Raw genomic sequence first — 16,417 nt, 5'->3', positions numbered from 1 at the left:
GTGTTCGGCTCCGAACGCCCGCCCAGCGGCCCTCGGGGGAGCTACTGGGCGGGCGTTCCGCACCCGACCTCGTCGTTGCAGAGGAGCACGAATCGATGAGCGAGCAGAAGGCCACGCCCGCCAAGCCGCTGGACAACCAGATGCCCACGCCGCCGGTGGACGGCGAGCCCGTCGTCGCGTTGGACAACCAGATGCCCACGCCGCCGGCGAAGGGCGAGCCCATCGTCACGATGGACAACCAGATGCCCACGCCGCCCGCCCTGGGCGGCGACGGCAAGTAGACCCTGTTCCCGCACGGGGATCGGCCGCGGCGGCGCGGAGGGGAGCCGCCGCGGCCGACGTGCGTCCGCACCCGGCCCGGGTACGCGCACCGGTCCGGCCGGAGCCCCCGGACGTCGGTCAGGTCGTGCGGGCCGTTCCCGTGCCCTTCTCCGCGTCGAGCGCGTACACACAGCGGTCCTTGCTGCACGCGTACACGATTCCGTCACGGACGACCGGGGAGCCGGTGATCTCGCCGCCGGTGGCCAGCTTCCAGCGGAGGCGGCCGTCGTCGGCCTTGAGGGTGTAGAGGAGATGGTCCGTGGAGCCGAAGTGGATGCGGCCCTCGGCCACCGCAGGGGCGCCGACGATGTCGCCGCCCGCCTGGAAGCGCCACTTGGGCGTGCCGGTGACCGCGTCGAGCGTGTAGAGGCCCTTGCCGCTGCCCACGTGGACGTGGCCGGCGGCCACCAGGACCGGGTCGGTGGAGGAACGGGCCTCGGTCGCGATGCGCCAGCGGTCGCGGCCGTCGGTGGCGTCGAGGGCGTAGACCGTGCCGAGGTAGTCGGCGAGGTAGACGCCGCCGCCGGTCACCGCGGGGCCGGGCACGAAGGCGGGCGGGGCCAGGAAGACCGCCGGGGCCTCGAAGTGCCAGCGGACGTGGCCGGAGGCGACCTCCAGGGCGAGGACCCGGGTGCCGGCACAGACGTAGACATAGCCGTCGGGGGCGTGGGCGACACGGACCGGAACCCCGCCGCAGGAGGCGGCGTCGCCGATCGGGTACGACCAGCGCTCGTCGCCGGTACGGGCGTCCAGGGCGCGCAGCCGGGCGTCCTGCCAGACGTACACCGTGCCGTCGTGGAGCGCCGCGCCCGCCTCCGGGGACTCGAAGTCGCTCTGGGCGCCGGTGATCTCCCACAGCTTCTGGCCGCCCGAGGACTCGTAGGCCTGGACGCCGCCGCCGCGGGTGGCGGTGACGACCGTGCCCCGGTCGGCCTGGAGGGAGTACACCCAGGCGTCGGTCTGGACGCGCCACAGGTCGGCGCCCTCGCGGGCGTCCAGGGCGTAGAGGGTGGGGCCGTCGGAGGCGTGGATACGGCCGTCCGCGACCGCCATCGACCAGGCGACGTCCCGGGTCTTGAAGCGGCGGCGCCCGGTGGCCACGTCCAGTGCGTGCACCTCGAAGGAGGTGACGTAGACGAGGTCCCCGGCGACGGACGGCGTGCCCCAGACGTCGTTGGACATGCGGAAGCGCCAGGGGCGCCAGCCGGCCGGTGACGCCTCGGGGGCCGCGGTGGGGGCGGGCGGGGCCGCCGCCGGTACGGCGGGGTCGGCGCCGTTGACGCCGGGGCGGGGGCGGGACCAGGACGCGGCGAGGGCGGACTCCGGCGGAGGTGCCGCGACGGCCGAGGAGCGCATGTCGGCGACGCGCGGGCCCGGGCCGATGGGTACGGAGACGCCGGCCAGCCGCACCGGGCCGGTGTCGGGCGCGCCGACGGGCGCGGGCACCGGCGGTGCGTGCACGGGCGGCGGCGGTACGACGGGGTCGTGCGAGGGCGGGGGCGGGAGCGGAGGCGCGGGGACCGCGGGCCGGGCGCCGGCCGGGCCACCGGCGCCCGCGCCTCCGGCACCTCCGCCGCCCCGGCCGCCGGCCGTCGTGGCGAGCTTGACCGCGGTGCGGCCGCCCCGGCGGCCCTCGATCAGGCTCACCGCCCGCTCGGGCAGCCACGCCGACGCGGTACCGCTGTCGTCGGAGCCCGAGCCGAACAGGTGCGGGGCGAGCTGGGACTGGAGGTCGGCGGGGTTGGGGCGGCCGGTCGCCTCCATCTGCATGCAGGAGTCGATGAGCGGACGCAGCTCGTCCGGGAGGCCTTCGAGGTCGGGGCCCTCACGCAGCAGCATGAAGACCGTCTCGACCGGGTTGGCGCCGTGGAAGGGCGGGTGCCCGGTGGCGGCGAAGACCAGCATGGAGCCGAGCGAGAACACGTCGCTGGCGCCGGTGACGCTGCGGGAGTCCTTCGCCTGTTCCGGGGACATGTAGGCGGGGGTGCCGACGGCGACGTTCGTCATCGTCAAACGGGTGTTCGAGACGCCGGACGCGATACCGAAGTCGATCACCCGGGGGCCGTCCTCGACGACGAGGACGTTGGACGGCTTGAGGTCGCGGTGGACGAGCCCGGCGCCGTGGATCGACTGGAGCGCCTCCGCGACGCCCGCCGCCAGCCAGCGCACCGCCTGGGCCGGGAGCGGCCCGCACTCGTTCACTATCTCCTCGAGGGAGGGCGCGGGGACGTAGGCCGTGGCCAGCCACGGGACCGCCGCGCGCGGGTCGGCGTCGACCACCGCCGCCGTGTAGAAACCGGAGACCGCGCGGGCCGCCTCCACCTCGCGGGTGAAGCGGACGCGGAACAGCTGGTCCTCGGCCAGCTCCGTCCGGACCGTCTTGATCGCCACCCGCCGGCCGGAAGCCGAGCGCGCGAGATAGACCAGCCCCATGCCGCCGGCGCCGAGCCGCCCCAGCACCTCGAACGGCCCGATCCGCCGCGGATCGTGCTGCGTCAGCTGATCCACCACTTGCCTGCCACCTCCCCGTACGGGCCGCGCCACCCACATATGTCCGCGACCGAAGTGCAGCGTCTCACCACCGCACCTCCGTGGCGCCACGCACCCCGATTCTTCCTGCCCGAGGCGCTGGTGGCGAACCTGAGGACAATCAGGGTGTCTCACCCCATCCCGGGCACGGACCGCGCTCGCCGGGCCCGCTCAGCGCCGCAGCAGCGCGAACGACGCCCCCTGCCCGTCCGAGACCACGGCCACCCGCCCGTACGACGTCTCGAACGGCGGCACCCGCACCCGCCCGCCGAGCCGGACCACCGTACCGAGCGCGGCCTCGCAGTCCTCGACCCGGAAGTGGACGAGGAAGTGCGGCGGCATCTCGGCGGGGAAGACGTCGGAGACCGGGGCGCGGCCGAAGTCGGGGGCGGCGTCCGGGCCGAAGAGGGCGTCGCGGAAGAGGTCGCCGTAGAAGGCGTTGGCGGCCTCGGTGTCCCGGGTGTACAGCTCGGCCCAGGCGAAGGTGCCCGGCCGGCGCCGGCGCCCGAAGCCCGGGTGACGGGCCGGCTGCCAGAGGGCGAAGACGGCACCCTCGGGATCGGCGGCGAGCGCGGTGGTGCCGAGGCCGCCGACCGGGTGGGGCGGGGTGACGACCTGCCCGCCGCCGGCCCGGATCCGCTCGGCCAGTGCCGCGGCGTCGGGGGTGTGGAAGTACACGGACCACACGGTGGGCATCCGGCCGTCCGTCTTGCGGGTCAGCGCGGCGACGGGAGCGCCGTCCAGCCACGCCCACACGGTCCCGCCTTCCGCCCCCTCGGCCGTGTCCTCCTCCACCTCCCGGAAGGTCCAGCCGAAGAGCTCGCCGTAGAAGCGCTTGCCCGCCGCCACGTCGGAGAGCTGCGCGTCCACCCAGCAGGGGACGCCTTCCGGGGGCGCGGACGCGTCGCCCGGGTCGCTGGATGTCCGCTTCGCGGATGCTCCGTTTTCGGCCATGCCGTCAAAGTAGCCGCGTCGCCCGCACCGCGCAGACCAGGCACACCAGCCTCTCTCCGCCCTCGCACCCCATTTGCAGTCGGCCGAATCGCGCTCGGATCACCCGTCGGTAAGCTGACGTCATGACAGGACAAGTGCGTACCGTCGACGGCCGCGTGGCCGGTCGACGTGGGCAGGCGACCCGGCAGAAACTGCTCGACTGCCTCAGCGACATGCTCAGCTCCTCCCCCTATCGCGATGTCAAAGTCATCGATGTCGCCCGCAAGGCCGGCACCTCGCCCGCGACCTTCTACCAGTACTTCCCGGACGTCGAGGGCGCCGTCCTGGAGATCGCCGAGCACATGGCCGCGGAGAGTTCCCAACTGGCCGAGTTGACGGCGGGCCGCTCCTGGGTCGGCAAGGCCGGCTGGCAGACGGCACAGGAACTCGTCGACGGATTCATGGAGTTCTGGCGGAAGAACGAGGCGATTCTCCGCGTCATCGACCTGGGCGCGGCGGAGGGGGACAAACGGTTCGCCAAGATCCGCATGAAGATCCTCAACTCCGTGAACTCCTCCCTCGCGGACTCGGTCGCCGAACTGCAGGCCAAGGGCAAGGTCGACAAGGACGTGAGCCCCGCGGCGATCGCCGGTTCACTGGTCGTGATGCTCGCCGGCGCGGCCTCGCACCAGAAGGGCTTCTCCTCCTGGGGCGTCAAGCAGTCCGAACTCAGGCCGAACCTGGCCCTGTTGATGTACTTGGGCGTCACCGGCAAGAAACCCGCCAAGTAGCACGCCCGGCAACCTGTCATCTCCGCCTCGCACCACGCATCACGTACCTCGCATCTCGCACCTCGCATCTCGCACCACGTACCTCGCACCACGTACCCAGCACCTCGCAGGTGGCACCTCGCACCGCGTTACGCCGGTGGCGGCCGGTCCCGTACCACGTGCCTCATCACCGGCGTCGAAGTCAGCCGCCGCGCTTCCGCCGCTTCCGCCGCCTCGCCGACCGCCCGCTCGGACTCGGCGACCGTCTCCCGGCCCTCCCGCCGCGTCGACACGAAGACCAGCGCCCCGAGTCCGGCCCCACGGCACCCGGGCCCACCATCGCCCCGGCGGATGCCCCGACGTCCCGGCGGATGTCCCTCGAACGGGGAACAGCCGCCCGCCCGGCCGGTGTTGTGCTCAGCACCGACGTCCGTACCCGCTGGAGGAGACCGCAATGGCCCTGACCCGCGAAGAGCGTGAGAAGTTCCTGGCCGAGCCCCACATCGCCGCGCTCGCGGTCGACGCGGGATCGGGCCGGGCCCCGCTGACCGTGCCGATCTGGTACCAGTACGAGCCCGGCGGCGACGTCTGGATCATGACCGGGCTCGACAGCCGCAAGAACGAGCTGATCAAGGCGGCGGGCCGGTTCTCCCTGATGGTCGACCGGCTGGAGCCCACCATCCGGTACGTGTCGGTGGAGGGGCCGGTCGTCGAGACGGCCACCGCCACCGAGGAACGTCTGCGGGAGCTGGCCGCCCGCTACCTGCCGGCCGAGAAGGTCGAGGGCTACGTCGCCTTCGCCTCCGCGGACCACGGAGATCAGGTCATCGTCCGGATGCGCCCCGAACGCTGGGTCTCCTCGGACCTCGGCACGGTGTGATCCCCCGGCACCCGTGACAATCGGGGCATGGGAACCGATCTGCACGAACTGCTGAGGTCACTGCGGGTGTGGGATCCCGCGGTCACCGAACTGCCGCCCTTCGACCCGGCCACCGCGCCCGGCGACCCCCTGCCCCTGTTCACGCGGTGGTTCGCCGACGCGGTGGCGGCCGGCCAGAGCGAGCCGCACACGGTGTCACTGGCGACGTCGGACGCCCGGGGCCTGCCGGACGTCCGCATCGTGATGCTGCACGGTGCGGACGCCGACGGCTGGTCCTTCGCCACGCACGCCGACAGCCGCAAGGGCCGCCACCTCGCCGCCCGCCCGTACGCCGCCCTCGTCTTCTACTGGCCGGCGCTGGGCCGCCAGGTGCGCCTGCGCGGCCCGGTCACCGTCGCCCCGGCCGAGGAGGCGCGGGCCGATCTGCGCGCACGGTCGACCGGTGCCCTGGCCGCCGCCCTCACCGGCCGGCAGAGCGCGGACCTGGACTCGCCGGACGAGCTGGCCCGCGCGTCACAGGAGGCCTGGGAACGGGCCGGACGGGAGCCGGAGACTCCCGTCCCGTCATGGACGCTGTACCGGCTGGTCCCCGACGAGGTGGAGTTCTTCCAGGGGGAAGCCCGCCGCCGTCACGTACGACTGGCCTACCGGCGGGCCGAGGACGGCGGCTGGGACACGCGGTCGCTGTGGCCCTGAGCGGCTCTCACCGGGGGCCGGGCGCCGCCGGCTCCTCGTCCGTCGCCAGTCGCGCGTGCAGGTGCGCGTCCCGGAACATGTCGTGCCGCCCGGCCTCCCACATCGCCCCGCGCAGCGTGCCCTCGTGGGCGTAGCCGCAGCGTTCGGCGATCCGGCAGGAGGCCTCGTGGCCCACCGCGTGGCCCAGTTCCAGGCGGTACAGGCCGAGTTCCGCGAAGGCCCAGCGCGACGCGAGGAACAGGGCGCGGGTGGCGACGCCCTGGCCGCGGGCCTCGGGGAGCACCCAGTAGCCGACCCGTGCCAGCCTCAGCGGCCGGTTGATCTCGTTGACGCCGATGTGGCCCAGCGCCGTACCGCTCACCGCGTCAGTGATCCGGAACGACGCGGCCCTGCCCTCCCCGGCCTCCACCGCCCGCGCGCGCAGCGACTTCCGGGCGCCGCCGAGGTCCGTCCACAGCGTCAGCGGTGTGTTCCAGCGCCGGAACTCGGGGTCGAGGTGGCCGCGCAGCCATATCCGCGCGTCGGCGTCGGAACCGGCGTCCCAGGGCCGGAGACGCAGACCGTGTCCCTGCGGTTCGGTGAGGGAGGGGGCGAGGGTGTGCATGCGTGTGTGGACCATCGAGCCATTCAATCCGACCGGGGGCGGTGCCGGCCGGGGACCGGAACCACGTCCTGGTCGCCGCGCGTCCGCCGGCCTCGGCCGTGACCGATCCGCAACCGATTCCGGTCTTGACCGAGACCCATCAAGCGAGGGCGTGATTACGCTCGCGGCATGGCCGACTCCACAGCGTCCGCTGAACCGCAGCCCGCCCACCCCGCGGACCGCCCCGTGTACGTCATCGGCGCCGGTCCCGGCGGCCTCGCCGCCGCCCACGCACTCAGGAAGCGCGGCATCCGCGCCGTCGTCCTGGAGCGGGCCGACCACGTCGGTTCCTCCTGGCGGCGCCACTACGACCGGCTGCGCCTGCACACCACCCGCCGTCTGTCGTCCCTGCCCGGCCTGCCGATGCCGCGCCGCTTCGGGCGATGGGTGGCCAGGGACGACGTGGTGCGGTACCTGGAGAAGTACGCCGAGCACCACAAGCTGGAGATCGTCACCGGCGTCGAGGTCTTCCGCGTCGAGCGCGCCCCCGACGGGGACGGCTGGCTGCTGCACGCCTCCGGGGGCCGCGAGCTGGCCGGCGCCGCGGTCGTGGTCGCCACCGGCCACAACCACACCCCGCGCGTGCCGGACTGGCCCGGCCGGGACACGTACACCGGCGAGTTCCGGCATGCCGCCGAGTACCGGAACGCGGCTCCGTACGCCGGCCGGGACGTCCTGGTCGTCGGCGTCGGCAACACCGGCGCCGAGATCGCCGTGGACCTGGTGGAGGGCGGGGCCGCGAGGGTGCGGCTGTCCGTGCGCACCGCGCCGCACATCGTGCGCCGCTCGACGGCCGGCTGGCCCGCCCAGTACAACGGCGTCCTCGTACGGCGGCTGCCGGCCGGCCTCGTCGACCGGCTGGCCCGGCCGCTGGCCAGGATCAGCACGCCCGACCTGTCGGCGCACGGGCTGCCCCGCCCGGACACCGGGCTCCTCACCCGGGTCGCCGAGGGCGCCATCCCGGTGCAGGACGTCGGTCTGACCGACGCGGTGCGCGGCGGCCGGGTGGAGGTCGTGGCCGCCGTGGACGGCTTCGAGGACGGCAAGGTGCGCCTCGCCGACGGCACCCGCGTCGCACCGGACACGGTGCTCGCCGCCACCGGCTACCTCCGCGGCCTGGAGGGACTGGTCGGCCACCTCGGCGTGCTCGACGCCCGCGGCAGACCGGTCGTACGGGGCGCCCGCACCCCGCGGGACGCCCCCGGCCTGTACTTCACCGGCTTCACCAACCCCGTCAGCGGCATGCTCCGCGAACTGGCACTGGACGCGGAGCGGATCGCCGAGGCCGTGACGAAGAGCGACGGGGGCCGGACCTCGCGGCTTCCCGGGTGAGGGACGGGACGGGGCCCCCGGCCTCGGGGGCGAGGGGCGGGCCCCGGCCTCGGGGCGAGGGGCGGCGGGTGGGATCGGTCCCGGTCCCGGTCCCGGTCCCGGTCGGGGACAGGTACGGGGACGGGGACGGGGCTCAGGAGAGCGCGGGCGTCGGCGCCGGGCGGCGGCGGATCACCAGGGCCATCAGGGCCGCTGCCGCGCACAGTGCGCCCGAGGCGTACCAGACCACGTCGTAGGAGCCGAAGGTGTCCCGGGCGGCGCCGCCGAGGAAGGCGACGAGGGCGGCGCCGACCTGGTGGGAGGCGAGGACCCAGCCGAAGACGATCGCACTGTCGTCGCCGTAGTGCTCGCGGCACAGGGCGAGGGTGGGCGGGACGGTGGCGACCCAGTCGAGGCCGTAGAAGACGATGAAGAAGATCATCGGCGGGTGGACGCCGGGCGCGAGCAGCATGGGGAGGAAGAGGAGGGAGACGCCGCGCAGGGCGTAGTAGACGGCGAGCAGGCGGCGCGGTTCGAAGCGGTCGGTGAACCAGCCGGAGGCGATCGTGCCGACCACGTCGAACACACCGATGACGGCGAGCAGCGAGGCGGCGGCCGTCAGCGGCATGCCGTGGTCGTGGGCGGCGGGCACGAAGTGGGTCTGGATCAGGCCGTTGGTCGAGGCGCCGCAGATCGCGAAGGTGCCGGCCAGCAGCCAGAACGGGCCGCTGCGGACGGCGGAGCGGAGCACCGTGACCGCGCGGCGGGCGGCGCCGGGCACGGGGGCCGGCTTGGGCACGAACTCCTTGGCGCCGTACGGCTTCTGGCCCACGTCCGCGGGGTGGTCGTGGAGGAGGAGCCAGACGAAGGGGACGACGGCGAGGGCGGCCAGGGCGACGGTGACGGCCGCGGGGCGCCAGTCGTACGTCTCCACGATCCAGGACAGCAGCGGCAGGAAGATCAGCTGTCCGGAGGCCGCGGCGGCGGTGAGGACGCCGGTGACCAGGCCGCGCCGCTCGGTGAACCAGCGGTTGGTGACGGTGGCGGCGAAGGCCAGCGCCATCGAGCCGGAGCCGAGGCCGACCAACAGACCCCAGCAGAGGATGAGTTGCCAGGCGGACTCCATCCACACCGTCAGGCCCGAGCCGATCGCGATCACGACCAGGGCCGTGGCCACCACCCGCCGGATACCGAAGCGGTCCATCAGCGCCGCCGCGAAGGGGGCGGTCAGCCCGTAGAGCGCGAGGTTGACGGAGACGGCGGCGCCGACCGTGCCGCGCGACCAGCCGAACTTGTGGTGAATCTTTGGGGCACGTGAGTCCGCGTGCATGAACAAGGGGGGCAGGACAGATGGACGTCACCATCTACGTACGACTCAGCCTCGATCAGCATGGCGACGAGTTGGGCGTTCAGCGCCAGGAGGACGAGTGCCGGGCGTTCGCCGCAGCCCGTGGCTGGACCGTACGAGAGGTGATCTCGGACAACGACATCAGCGCCACCTCGGGCAAGGTGCGGCCAGGGTTCGAACGGCTGTTGGCGACCAAGCCGGACGCGATTCTCTGTTGGCACACTGACCGGCTCGTGCGCAGGACGGAAGACCTGCTGCGAGTGATCGCACTCGGGGTCGACGTCCACGCCATCCACGCCGGACATCTTGATCTGTCGACTCCGGCCGGTCGGGCCACGGCCAAGACGGTCACGGCTTGGGCGGAGTACGAGGGTGAGCAGAAGGCGCTACGGCAGAAGGCGTCGAACCTCCAGGCGGCGAAGAACGGCAAGCCACACAAGGCGGGCTTGCGAACGTTCGGATACGAAGACGACTACGTGACCGTGGTCGATGCCGAGGCGGAGGCGATCCGCAAGGGTGCCGAGATGGTTCTCCAAGGCGAGGCCCTGGCGGCTGTCGCTCGCTTCTGGACCGGCCTCGGTCTGCTCGCTCCCCGCTCGTCGTCCGACAAGGCGAAGGGTGAGGCAGATGGCGAGGCGAAGGGGTGGGGCGTGGGCGGCGTGAAGAAGGTGCTCATCTCCCCTCGGTACATCGCTCAGGTCACCTACCGGGGCGAGGTGATGGGCGCGGGCAAGTGGCCCGCGATTCTTGATGATGCGACGCACTACGCCCTCGTGTCGGCACTGACGAACCCCAAGCGCTTCACGGGCGGTGCGCGTACCGGCTCGGCCCCTCAGACCCTGCTTGCCGGTCTGGCCACGTGCGAGCGTTGCGGGGATACCGTGCGAGGCGGCATGTACCGAGGGACCCCGGTCTACCGCTGTGGACAGAAGCACGTACGCGTGCCCCGAGAGCTGGCCGACAAGCGAGCCGGTAACGCTGTCCTGGCGCGGATCGTCTTCCCCGACTTCCTTCCCTGGGTCCTCGCCGCTCGACAGGAGGAGGGAGACGACTCGGCCCACCTTCACCAGGAAGCGCAGACCCTGCGGGAACGGCTCGATGGGTTGGCTGTGGCCTACGCGTCGGGGTCCATCACCCTGTCCCAGATGACGGCCGGTACCGAGGCGATCCGGGCCAGGCTCGACGAGGTCGACGAGAAGCTGTCCGGTGTCACCGGCCTGCCCCCGATCGACCCCGTATCGGGCATCGCTGGCCTGATTCAGGACTGGCCGAACACTCCGCTCCCCGTCCGTCGAGCCTGGGTCAAGTTCGTCACCACGATCACGATGCACACGAACGGCTTCAAGAAGGCGGCGAAGATGACCGTGGACGACTACATGACCGTGGAGTGGAACCACACCGCCGACGACGAACAAGACGCGTAGCCTGCCTCGCTCGACTGGCCCCGCTCTCACCAGAGGGCGGGGCTTCGTCATGCCTGATCAGAAAGGGGGCGGCTCTTGCCCCGCTTCTTGGAGCCGGTCGGTCAAGCCGTCGTAGTCGAACTCCACCAGCAAGGGAGCCGCGTACGCGTCGCCGAACCAGCGTCGCCGCTGTTCCTCTTGCTTGACCTTGCCAAGGTCCACGAAGGACAAGGTGGGGGCCGAAGGCCCCCCAAGAGAGCCGGCCCCTTCGTCTTCCTGCTGAGGGCCGCTCACGCGGCCCACCTTCGCCGGCTGCTTGCGCTCTTCGTCTTCGCCCTGTCGGCCCCGTACGGGGGGCCGCTTTTCGCCTTCCGGCTTGCTCTTCGCCGCTGGCTCCTCACTCTTACCGCCGTCGCTCTTGAAGGTAAGTAGGTTGTATGGCTTCTCAGCCATACTCCCCTGCTTCGGCAAAGTGAGTCGGTAGATCACTGGACCATCCGGCACCTTGCCGGTCTTCGTGAGCCAGTCAGCCTTACGGAGCCTGCCTACGATCTTGTTGACCGTCTGCTCCGGAGCTTTCCCGCCGTAGCCGAGTTCCCTGGCGATCGTCCCGTTCGACGGGCACACGTTCCCACCCGTCTCGTAGTCCGCGTACAACGCCATGGCGACGCCGACCAACTTCTCTGCGTGCTTCATGTTCGAGCGCACCAGCGCACGACGCCATACGTGTTCCTGTATCTCAGGTTTCCCTTCTCCGACGACAACAGCGGCCCCGTCACCATCGCGCGGGGGAACCCGAAATGTACAGCGCGTGGAGAGGGAAGGCGCAGGTCACCGCATGTGAGGCGCCTCTCAAAATGAGGCCGCGTACGGGTCCGCCCCCGCTACGCTGGCGCGATGAGCCATCCAGACAACGCGCCTGGCTACGACCTTGCGTTCGCTCTCCAGGTCACCGGCGCTGAGCTGGCCGAGGAGCACATTGAGCTGGCCAAGCAGGGCCGACTGTAACGCGACTACCTCGCTGTGGCGCGAGGAGATCCAGGGCAACTCCCTTCTCGAATCCCTCTTTTTGGAACGGGAGTTGACACAGGGAACATGTTGCTCAGCTTGTTGAGCGAGCCATACTGTGGCCAGGTGGCGACCTTCAACCAGCACAACCAGACAGTCGGCGTTCAGCACAACGCCGAGAACATGATCGTCGGAACGCCGATCTCGATGGCCGATCTTGCTGCTGGGCTGAACGACATCCTGGGGCAAGTGCAACAGATGGAGCCACCCCTGCCCCCTGAGGTGCGGGCGGAGCTGGAAGCTGCACGCGACGCCGCAGCGTCTGGCGACACCTCAGATGCGCAAGGGAGAATGCAGCGACTTCTGGAGATGGGTGGGCTGGCCACGGGTATTGGTAGCCAGATCGCCACCATGCTTGGGGCGCTGCTTGGTGGGTGAAAGCAGATTCGACCAGCAGAGTCAGTCTGTAGGTCAGCAGTTCAATGCTGACCGCCAGGAGTTCGCGGGGAAGTGGGTCAGCAACCAGTACGTCGCCGACGGCGGTCAAGTGACCGTGAACTACCAGACCGATTACGTTGACTCTGCACGGCAACGCACCGCCGTCGACTTGTACGTGACGCTGGGGCAAGTTGTCGATCTCTCTCTCAGGTTTCGGGGATCCGCAGAGGCCGGGAACGGTGGGAAGACTGAGGTCGGCGAACTCCAGCAGATGGTCCACGAGGCGAGCACGCTCACCGGCGAGCTCCGGGCAGAGATGCGCAGGCTTCGCGCCGTATCGACGTCAGACGTATCAGTAGATCTAGCCGAGAAGATCGCCCTCTTGCTTCTTACGTCCTGTGCGAGCGAGGCGAACGCCGCAGGTACACGGGTCACCGGCAAGGCCATGGCGCCGCACGCGGTCCGCCACCTGAAAGAGCGGCCCACTCCCGAGGCACTGAGCTCTCACTTGCGCCGCCTGCACCGCGAGTTCTTGCAGCAGATCGTGAGGTCTTGAATGGCCCCGAAACCGTGGCGCGATCTCGGCCGGTAAGACTCGGCGGTCGAGCAAGGTCCTTCAGAGGGTCATACCCCACCCCTTCCGCCGTAGACCTGCACGCGCGGCCGTGCGATCAACGGTGCAGTAATCCGACCTGCGGTGTAAGTTTTTACACACGAAAAGACTTACGTGCTCATGGAAGGGGAGCCATGAACCTCGTTGCCTACATCCGCGTATCCGGAGCCGGACAGGTCTCGGACGGCTTCGGCCTGGACGTACAGGAGAAGGCCGTCAAGGCGTGGGCCAAGACCCACGGTCACCGCATCGTTCACGTATCACGCGATAAAGGCGTGTCTGGTGCGACCGAAGCGCTTGACCGTCAGGGCCTGTCGGAAGCTCTGCTGCTCATCAGGGAGGGCGAGGCAGAGGGGTTGCTGATACCTCGGCTCGACCGGTTGGCCCGTGCGCTCACGGTGCAGGAAGCCACGCTTGCCGTGGTCTGGCGCGACGGGGGGAAGGTCTTCACCGCCGATGGTGGGGAGGTCCACCAGGACGACCCTGACGACCCGATGCGCACGGCCATGCGACAGGTCATCGGCGTGTTCGCCGAACTCGATCGGCGCATGGTGGTCAAGCGTCTCCGGGACGGGCGGGCGGCCAAGGCGGCATCCGGACGGAAGGCTGTCGGTGCGTACGCCTACGGCTTCCACGGGGACGGAGAGGGGCGGGAGCGCGACGCTGCACCCAACCCCACGGAGCAGGCCGCACAGGCCCGCATACTCGAACTGAGGGCGGAGGGGATGAGCTACCGGGCCATCGGCGTGCAGCTCGACGCTGAGGGCCTGCCCCCGCGCAGAGCCGCGAAGTGGAGCGCCATGACGGTTCGCTCCGTCTGCCAGAAGGCCGGGGTCTCCTGAGACAGGCGTACAGTCGCGCGGTCAGGCCGCCAGGGCACGGACAAGCATCGTGCCCACAGCCTTGCCCTCTGGCGGGTCGATCAGAGACACGCTCACGCCAGAGAAGCCGTGCCCCGTCAGGATGCGCGTCCACTCGTCCGGGGTGTGGTCGTGCCGCAGTCCCGCTCTGGCGGGCTTGGGCCCCTGGCTGCCTGGGGGCAAGTGCGAGAAGGCCAGGATGCCGCCCGGCGCCATACGCGAGCGGATCAGCGGTAGCAAGGTGTCCGGATCGACGAACCACACGGCACCGAAGATCGAGAGCACGACATCGAATGTCTCGTCCGTCTCGCCCAGGAACGCCGCCGCTTCCGCCGTACGGAACTCAAGGCCCGGCAGACTGCCCCAGCGCGCCCGCGCGACCGTCTCGCGGGCAGGGGCGATGTCCACCCCTTGACCTGTCGCGCCAAGCATCACGAGGTGCGCGAGGTTACTACCGCTCCCCGAGCCGAGTTCCAGCACCCGGCGTCCGGCTACGGGGCCCAGAACGCTCCCGTCCGGTCCATGGTCGGCGTACTGCGTCCAGTTCAGCCACGTCGTCTCGCCCCTGGCATTCACGCTTCTGCGTGGCTTACTCCCGACCGCGTACCTGTCCCAGGACTCAGCCAATGACATGCGGTGATCCTTTCCGACATGAGGGGCCCACCCCCAACGTACGAGGACAGGCCCCAACTCACATGCCGTTCACTACTACTTGGGCGAGTCGTGGCACCCGGCGTGGCACTGGTTGCAGTCGGCAGCGTTTTCCATGCCCCAGAGGGCGGGGTCGATCTCGAACCCGGCCGCCTTGATGGCCTTGATCGTCTGCTCCAGTACGAGCGGGCCGCCGGTCTTGGAGTCGTGCCCGTCCCGCGTCACCTCGTCGTCGGTGACGCACAGGACTCCGACCGCCATCCCCGGAAGCTCCGGCACGTGGTGGATGTACCGGCCGAAGTGCCGGCTGGTGAAGTGGTGGTACGGGATCGAGTCGAGCATGAACGAGTGCCATGCTTCGTCCACCTGCTTGGACGGGCCCATGAGAAGGTCCGGGTTCTCGCCGCACGTGACCAGGTAGGCGATGGCCTGTCCGAACTTGGCCTCTGCCAGTTCGCGCGTGCTCTCCGGGTTGCGGAGGAGGAGGGCCACCTCCCGCTCCCACACGTCCGGGGTGACGTACGCCTTCGGGTCGCGGATCACTACTGCCGTGCTCATGCTGGCTTGCCTCCACGTAGTTGGGGTTCCGTGGTGCTCCGGTTACGTCGTCCACCCGCGCACTTGGGACACAGGCACGGCGGCATGAGACCAGTAGCGAGAGGCTCCCCGCCCTCACCCTCGTACAGGGTTCGTGGCTTGGTCTGCGTACCGTCGGCTCTCACCGTGTAAGCGCTGATGCGGATGAACATGACGACCATGTTCCGGATCGATCATGACTATTGCGGCGACGTTCAAGGCGTCCCTCGGGCGTCGTGTCGGTGTCACCCCGAGGGCGTCAAACCGGTGTCATTGGAGGCGTGACGTGGCTACGCTCGGATCATGACGAATCCGGCCGAGCGGGAGCGAATCCCCAACGACGTGCTGACTTCCGTGCGCAAGTCGATGAACCTCAGCCAAGACGAGTTCGCCCGAGGCTTACGCGGCGCAGGCGAGGAGTTGGGGGAGCCGAACGACGCCTCCAAGCGACTCGTGCAACGCTGGGAGTCCGGGGAGACCAGGACATGCCGCCCGCTGTATGCGCGGGCACTGAAGCGGTTCACCGGCCGTACCCCTGAGTCGCTGGGGTTCGCGATCCCGATGGCACGCGTCCACTCGGACGGGGCAGGAGGCCACGACATGGAGGCTGAGGAAGTCGGCACGGCTGACGCTGTCACAAGCCCGGAGCCGGAGCCGCAGAGCGAGTACGCGGGCATCTGGCTGTCCCGGTACGAGTTCTACTCGTCCAGCCGTGACGAGACGTTCGACTGCAAGCACCACATCGTGATCGTGCAGCACGGCAACCGGCTGACAGCTCAGAGCCTGCCCGGAGCGTCGACCAACCCGGACAGCCCATTGTCTCTGGATCTCACCGTTGATCGGAACGTCGTCACCGGTACGTGGACCGAGCAGACGGCGGCTGACGGGTACTACCAGGGCGCCCGGTACCACGGTGCGATTCAGCTACTGATCGAGCCGACGGGCCGACGCATGGCGGGCAAGTGGGTCGGGTTCGGCAAGGACTTCGATGTGAACACAGGCCCGTGGGAGCTGCGCCTACTCGACCGATCGACAGGCCGCGCGAGCATCGAGCGGTACTCGACCACACCGGAGTGAGGGATCGGGGCGCTCCCATTTGGGACCGCCCCGTACGGGCGTCTTGCCGCCGAAACCGCCCCGACCGATTGGGAACTGGCAGGGACACAAGACCCGCTTTCAAATTCCCCCAAGCAGCACCACGCGAAGTCCTCGTGGAGCGGGTCGACGAGGATGCCGGGCAGGGACCGGAAGGCGGCGGCGCCGATGATCGTCACGAAGGTGACGGCGGCGACCCACCAGGCGCGGTGCACCCGGGCGCGGCGGCGCGGGCGGGCGGGCTCCGGCCGGAGTGCGGCGGCTGCTGGTTCTGCTGCGTCGGCGTCGGCGGCGCCGGTGGGCTGGGTCATGCCCTTGAGCTTCCGACGCTCGGGCCGTCCG

17 protein-coding genes and 1 pseudogene are annotated in these 16,417 nt (G+C 70.5%); 10 read left to right on the top strand and 8 right to left on the bottom strand.

The window, feature by feature from the left end; genetic code table 11:
- Nucleotides 1-95 precede the first annotated feature (95 nt).
- Nucleotides 96-281 (top strand): hypothetical protein, encoded by a 186-nt coding sequence (locus ACH4NX_RS16305; RefSeq protein WP_351389153.1) that lies wholly within the window; start codon nucleotides 96-98, stop codon nucleotides 279-281.
- 118 nt (nucleotides 282-399) lie between these two features.
- Here ACH4NX_RS16305 and ACH4NX_RS16300 read toward each other — a convergent pair whose 3' ends face one another.
- Nucleotides 400-2,832: a PQQ-binding-like beta-propeller repeat protein gene (locus ACH4NX_RS16300; protein WP_398127572.1), complete on the bottom strand. Its 2,433-nt coding sequence runs from the start codon at nucleotides 2,830-2,832 to the stop codon at nucleotides 400-402.
- Nucleotides 2,833-3,021: 189 nt separating this feature from the next.
- Nucleotides 3,022-3,804, bottom strand: a complete 783-nt coding sequence (locus ACH4NX_RS16295) for a VOC family protein (RefSeq protein ID WP_351389159.1) — start codon at nucleotides 3,802-3,804, stop codon at nucleotides 3,022-3,024.
- Nucleotides 3,805-3,938: 134 nt separating this feature from the next.
- Here ACH4NX_RS16295 and ACH4NX_RS16290 point away from each other — a divergent pair, with 134 nt between their 5' ends.
- The 3 genes from ACH4NX_RS16290 to ACH4NX_RS16280 all read left to right on the top strand — a co-directional run bounded on the left by ACH4NX_RS16290 (nucleotide 3,939) and on the right by ACH4NX_RS16280 (nucleotide 6,129).
- On the top strand, nucleotides 3,939-4,574 hold the full coding sequence (locus tag ACH4NX_RS16290; RefSeq protein WP_351389401.1) for a TetR family transcriptional regulator: 636 nt from the start codon (nucleotides 3,939-3,941) through the stop codon (nucleotides 4,572-4,574).
- A gap of 433 nt (nucleotides 4,575-5,007) precedes the next feature.
- On the top strand, nucleotides 5,008-5,433 hold the full coding sequence (locus ACH4NX_RS16285) for a pyridoxamine 5'-phosphate oxidase family protein (RefSeq protein ID WP_351389161.1): 426 nt from the start codon (nucleotides 5,008-5,010) through the stop codon (nucleotides 5,431-5,433).
- 27 nt (nucleotides 5,434-5,460) lie between these two features.
- A complete protein-coding gene (locus tag ACH4NX_RS16280) occupies nucleotides 5,461-6,129 on the top strand; it encodes a pyridoxal 5'-phosphate synthase (protein WP_398127571.1) in 669 nt (222 codons plus the stop codon).
- Nucleotides 6,130-6,136: 7 nt separating this feature from the next.
- On the opposite strand, the gene ACH4NX_RS16275 is transcribed toward ACH4NX_RS16280, so the two are convergent.
- Complete coding sequence (locus ACH4NX_RS16275) at nucleotides 6,137-6,748, bottom strand: GNAT family N-acetyltransferase (RefSeq protein WP_398127570.1); 612 nt, start codon at nucleotides 6,746-6,748, stop codon at nucleotides 6,137-6,139.
- Between the two features lie 153 nt (nucleotides 6,749-6,901).
- Here ACH4NX_RS16275 and ACH4NX_RS16270 point away from each other — a divergent pair, with 153 nt between their 5' ends.
- Nucleotides 6,902-8,104: a flavin-containing monooxygenase gene (locus ACH4NX_RS16270; RefSeq protein ID WP_398127569.1), complete on the top strand. Its 1,203-nt coding sequence runs from the start codon at nucleotides 6,902-6,904 to the stop codon at nucleotides 8,102-8,104.
- A 133-nt stretch (nucleotides 8,105-8,237) separates the two neighbouring features.
- Here the strand turns inward: ACH4NX_RS16270 and ACH4NX_RS16265 are convergent, their stop codons facing one another.
- On the bottom strand, nucleotides 8,238-9,413 hold the full coding sequence (locus tag ACH4NX_RS16265) for an MFS transporter (protein WP_398127672.1): 1,176 nt from the start codon (nucleotides 9,411-9,413) through the stop codon (nucleotides 8,238-8,240).
- A 20-nt stretch (nucleotides 9,414-9,433) separates the two neighbouring features.
- On the opposite strand from ACH4NX_RS16265, the gene ACH4NX_RS16260 reads away from it, so the two are divergent.
- On the top strand, nucleotides 9,434-10,855 hold the full coding sequence (locus tag ACH4NX_RS16260; RefSeq protein ID WP_398127568.1) for a recombinase family protein: 1,422 nt from the start codon (nucleotides 9,434-9,436) through the stop codon (nucleotides 10,853-10,855).
- Between the two features lie 57 nt (nucleotides 10,856-10,912).
- Here the strand turns inward: ACH4NX_RS16260 and ACH4NX_RS16255 are convergent, their stop codons facing one another.
- Nucleotides 10,913-11,530: a hypothetical protein gene (locus ACH4NX_RS16255; protein ID WP_398127567.1), complete on the bottom strand. Its 618-nt coding sequence runs from the start codon at nucleotides 11,528-11,530 to the stop codon at nucleotides 10,913-10,915.
- Nucleotides 11,531-11,968: 438 nt separating this feature from the next.
- Here ACH4NX_RS16255 and ACH4NX_RS16250 point away from each other — a divergent pair, with 438 nt between their 5' ends.
- The 3 genes from ACH4NX_RS16250 to ACH4NX_RS16240 all read left to right on the top strand — a co-directional run bounded on the left by ACH4NX_RS16250 (nucleotide 11,969) and on the right by ACH4NX_RS16240 (nucleotide 13,735).
- Nucleotides 11,969-12,280 carry a hypothetical protein gene (locus ACH4NX_RS16250; protein WP_159056500.1) on the top strand — a complete coding sequence of 104 codons (312 nt, stop codon included), beginning with the start codon at nucleotides 11,969-11,971 and terminating at the stop codon, nucleotides 12,278-12,280.
- Nucleotides 12,273-12,836, top strand: coding sequence for a hypothetical protein (locus tag ACH4NX_RS16245; RefSeq protein ID WP_351389177.1), 564 nt, complete (start codon nucleotides 12,273-12,275; stop codon nucleotides 12,834-12,836). The genes ACH4NX_RS16250 and ACH4NX_RS16245 overlap by 8 nt, the downstream gene beginning before the upstream one ends.
- Nucleotides 12,837-13,027: 191 nt before the next feature.
- A complete protein-coding gene (locus tag ACH4NX_RS16240) occupies nucleotides 13,028-13,735 on the top strand; it encodes a recombinase family protein (protein ID WP_351389180.1) in 708 nt (235 codons plus the stop codon).
- A gap of 21 nt (nucleotides 13,736-13,756) precedes the next feature.
- Here the strand turns inward: ACH4NX_RS16240 and ACH4NX_RS16235 are convergent, their stop codons facing one another.
- Both ACH4NX_RS16235 and ACH4NX_RS16230 read right to left on the bottom strand, forming a co-directional pair.
- A complete protein-coding gene (locus tag ACH4NX_RS16235; RefSeq protein WP_351389183.1) occupies nucleotides 13,757-14,233 on the bottom strand; it encodes a methyltransferase domain-containing protein in 477 nt (158 codons plus the stop codon).
- A 228-nt stretch (nucleotides 14,234-14,461) separates the two neighbouring features.
- The gene (locus tag ACH4NX_RS16230) at nucleotides 14,462-14,962 is read right to left on the bottom strand and encodes a hypothetical protein (RefSeq protein ID WP_351389186.1); all 501 of its coding nucleotides are present in this window, start codon (nucleotides 14,960-14,962) and stop codon (nucleotides 14,462-14,464) included.
- Between the two features lie 321 nt (nucleotides 14,963-15,283).
- Here ACH4NX_RS16230 and ACH4NX_RS16225 point away from each other — a divergent pair, with 321 nt between their 5' ends.
- A complete protein-coding gene (locus tag ACH4NX_RS16225; RefSeq protein ID WP_351389187.1) occupies nucleotides 15,284-16,057 on the top strand; it encodes an XRE family transcriptional regulator in 774 nt (257 codons plus the stop codon).
- A gap of 119 nt (nucleotides 16,058-16,176) precedes the next feature.
- On the opposite strand, the pseudogene ACH4NX_RS16220 reads toward ACH4NX_RS16225, so the two are convergent.
- A pseudogene (locus ACH4NX_RS16220) lies at nucleotides 16,177-16,386 on the bottom strand (MFS transporter); the annotation flags it as partial.
- Between the last annotated feature and the right edge of the window lie 31 nt (nucleotides 16,387-16,417).

The sequence above is a fragment of the Streptomyces sp. NPDC017225 genome, from assembly GCF_044331465.1.
Lineage (GTDB): Bacteria > Actinomycetota > Actinomycetes > Streptomycetales > Streptomycetaceae > Streptomyces.
This window is presented reverse-complemented; position numbering and strand designations above follow the sequence as displayed.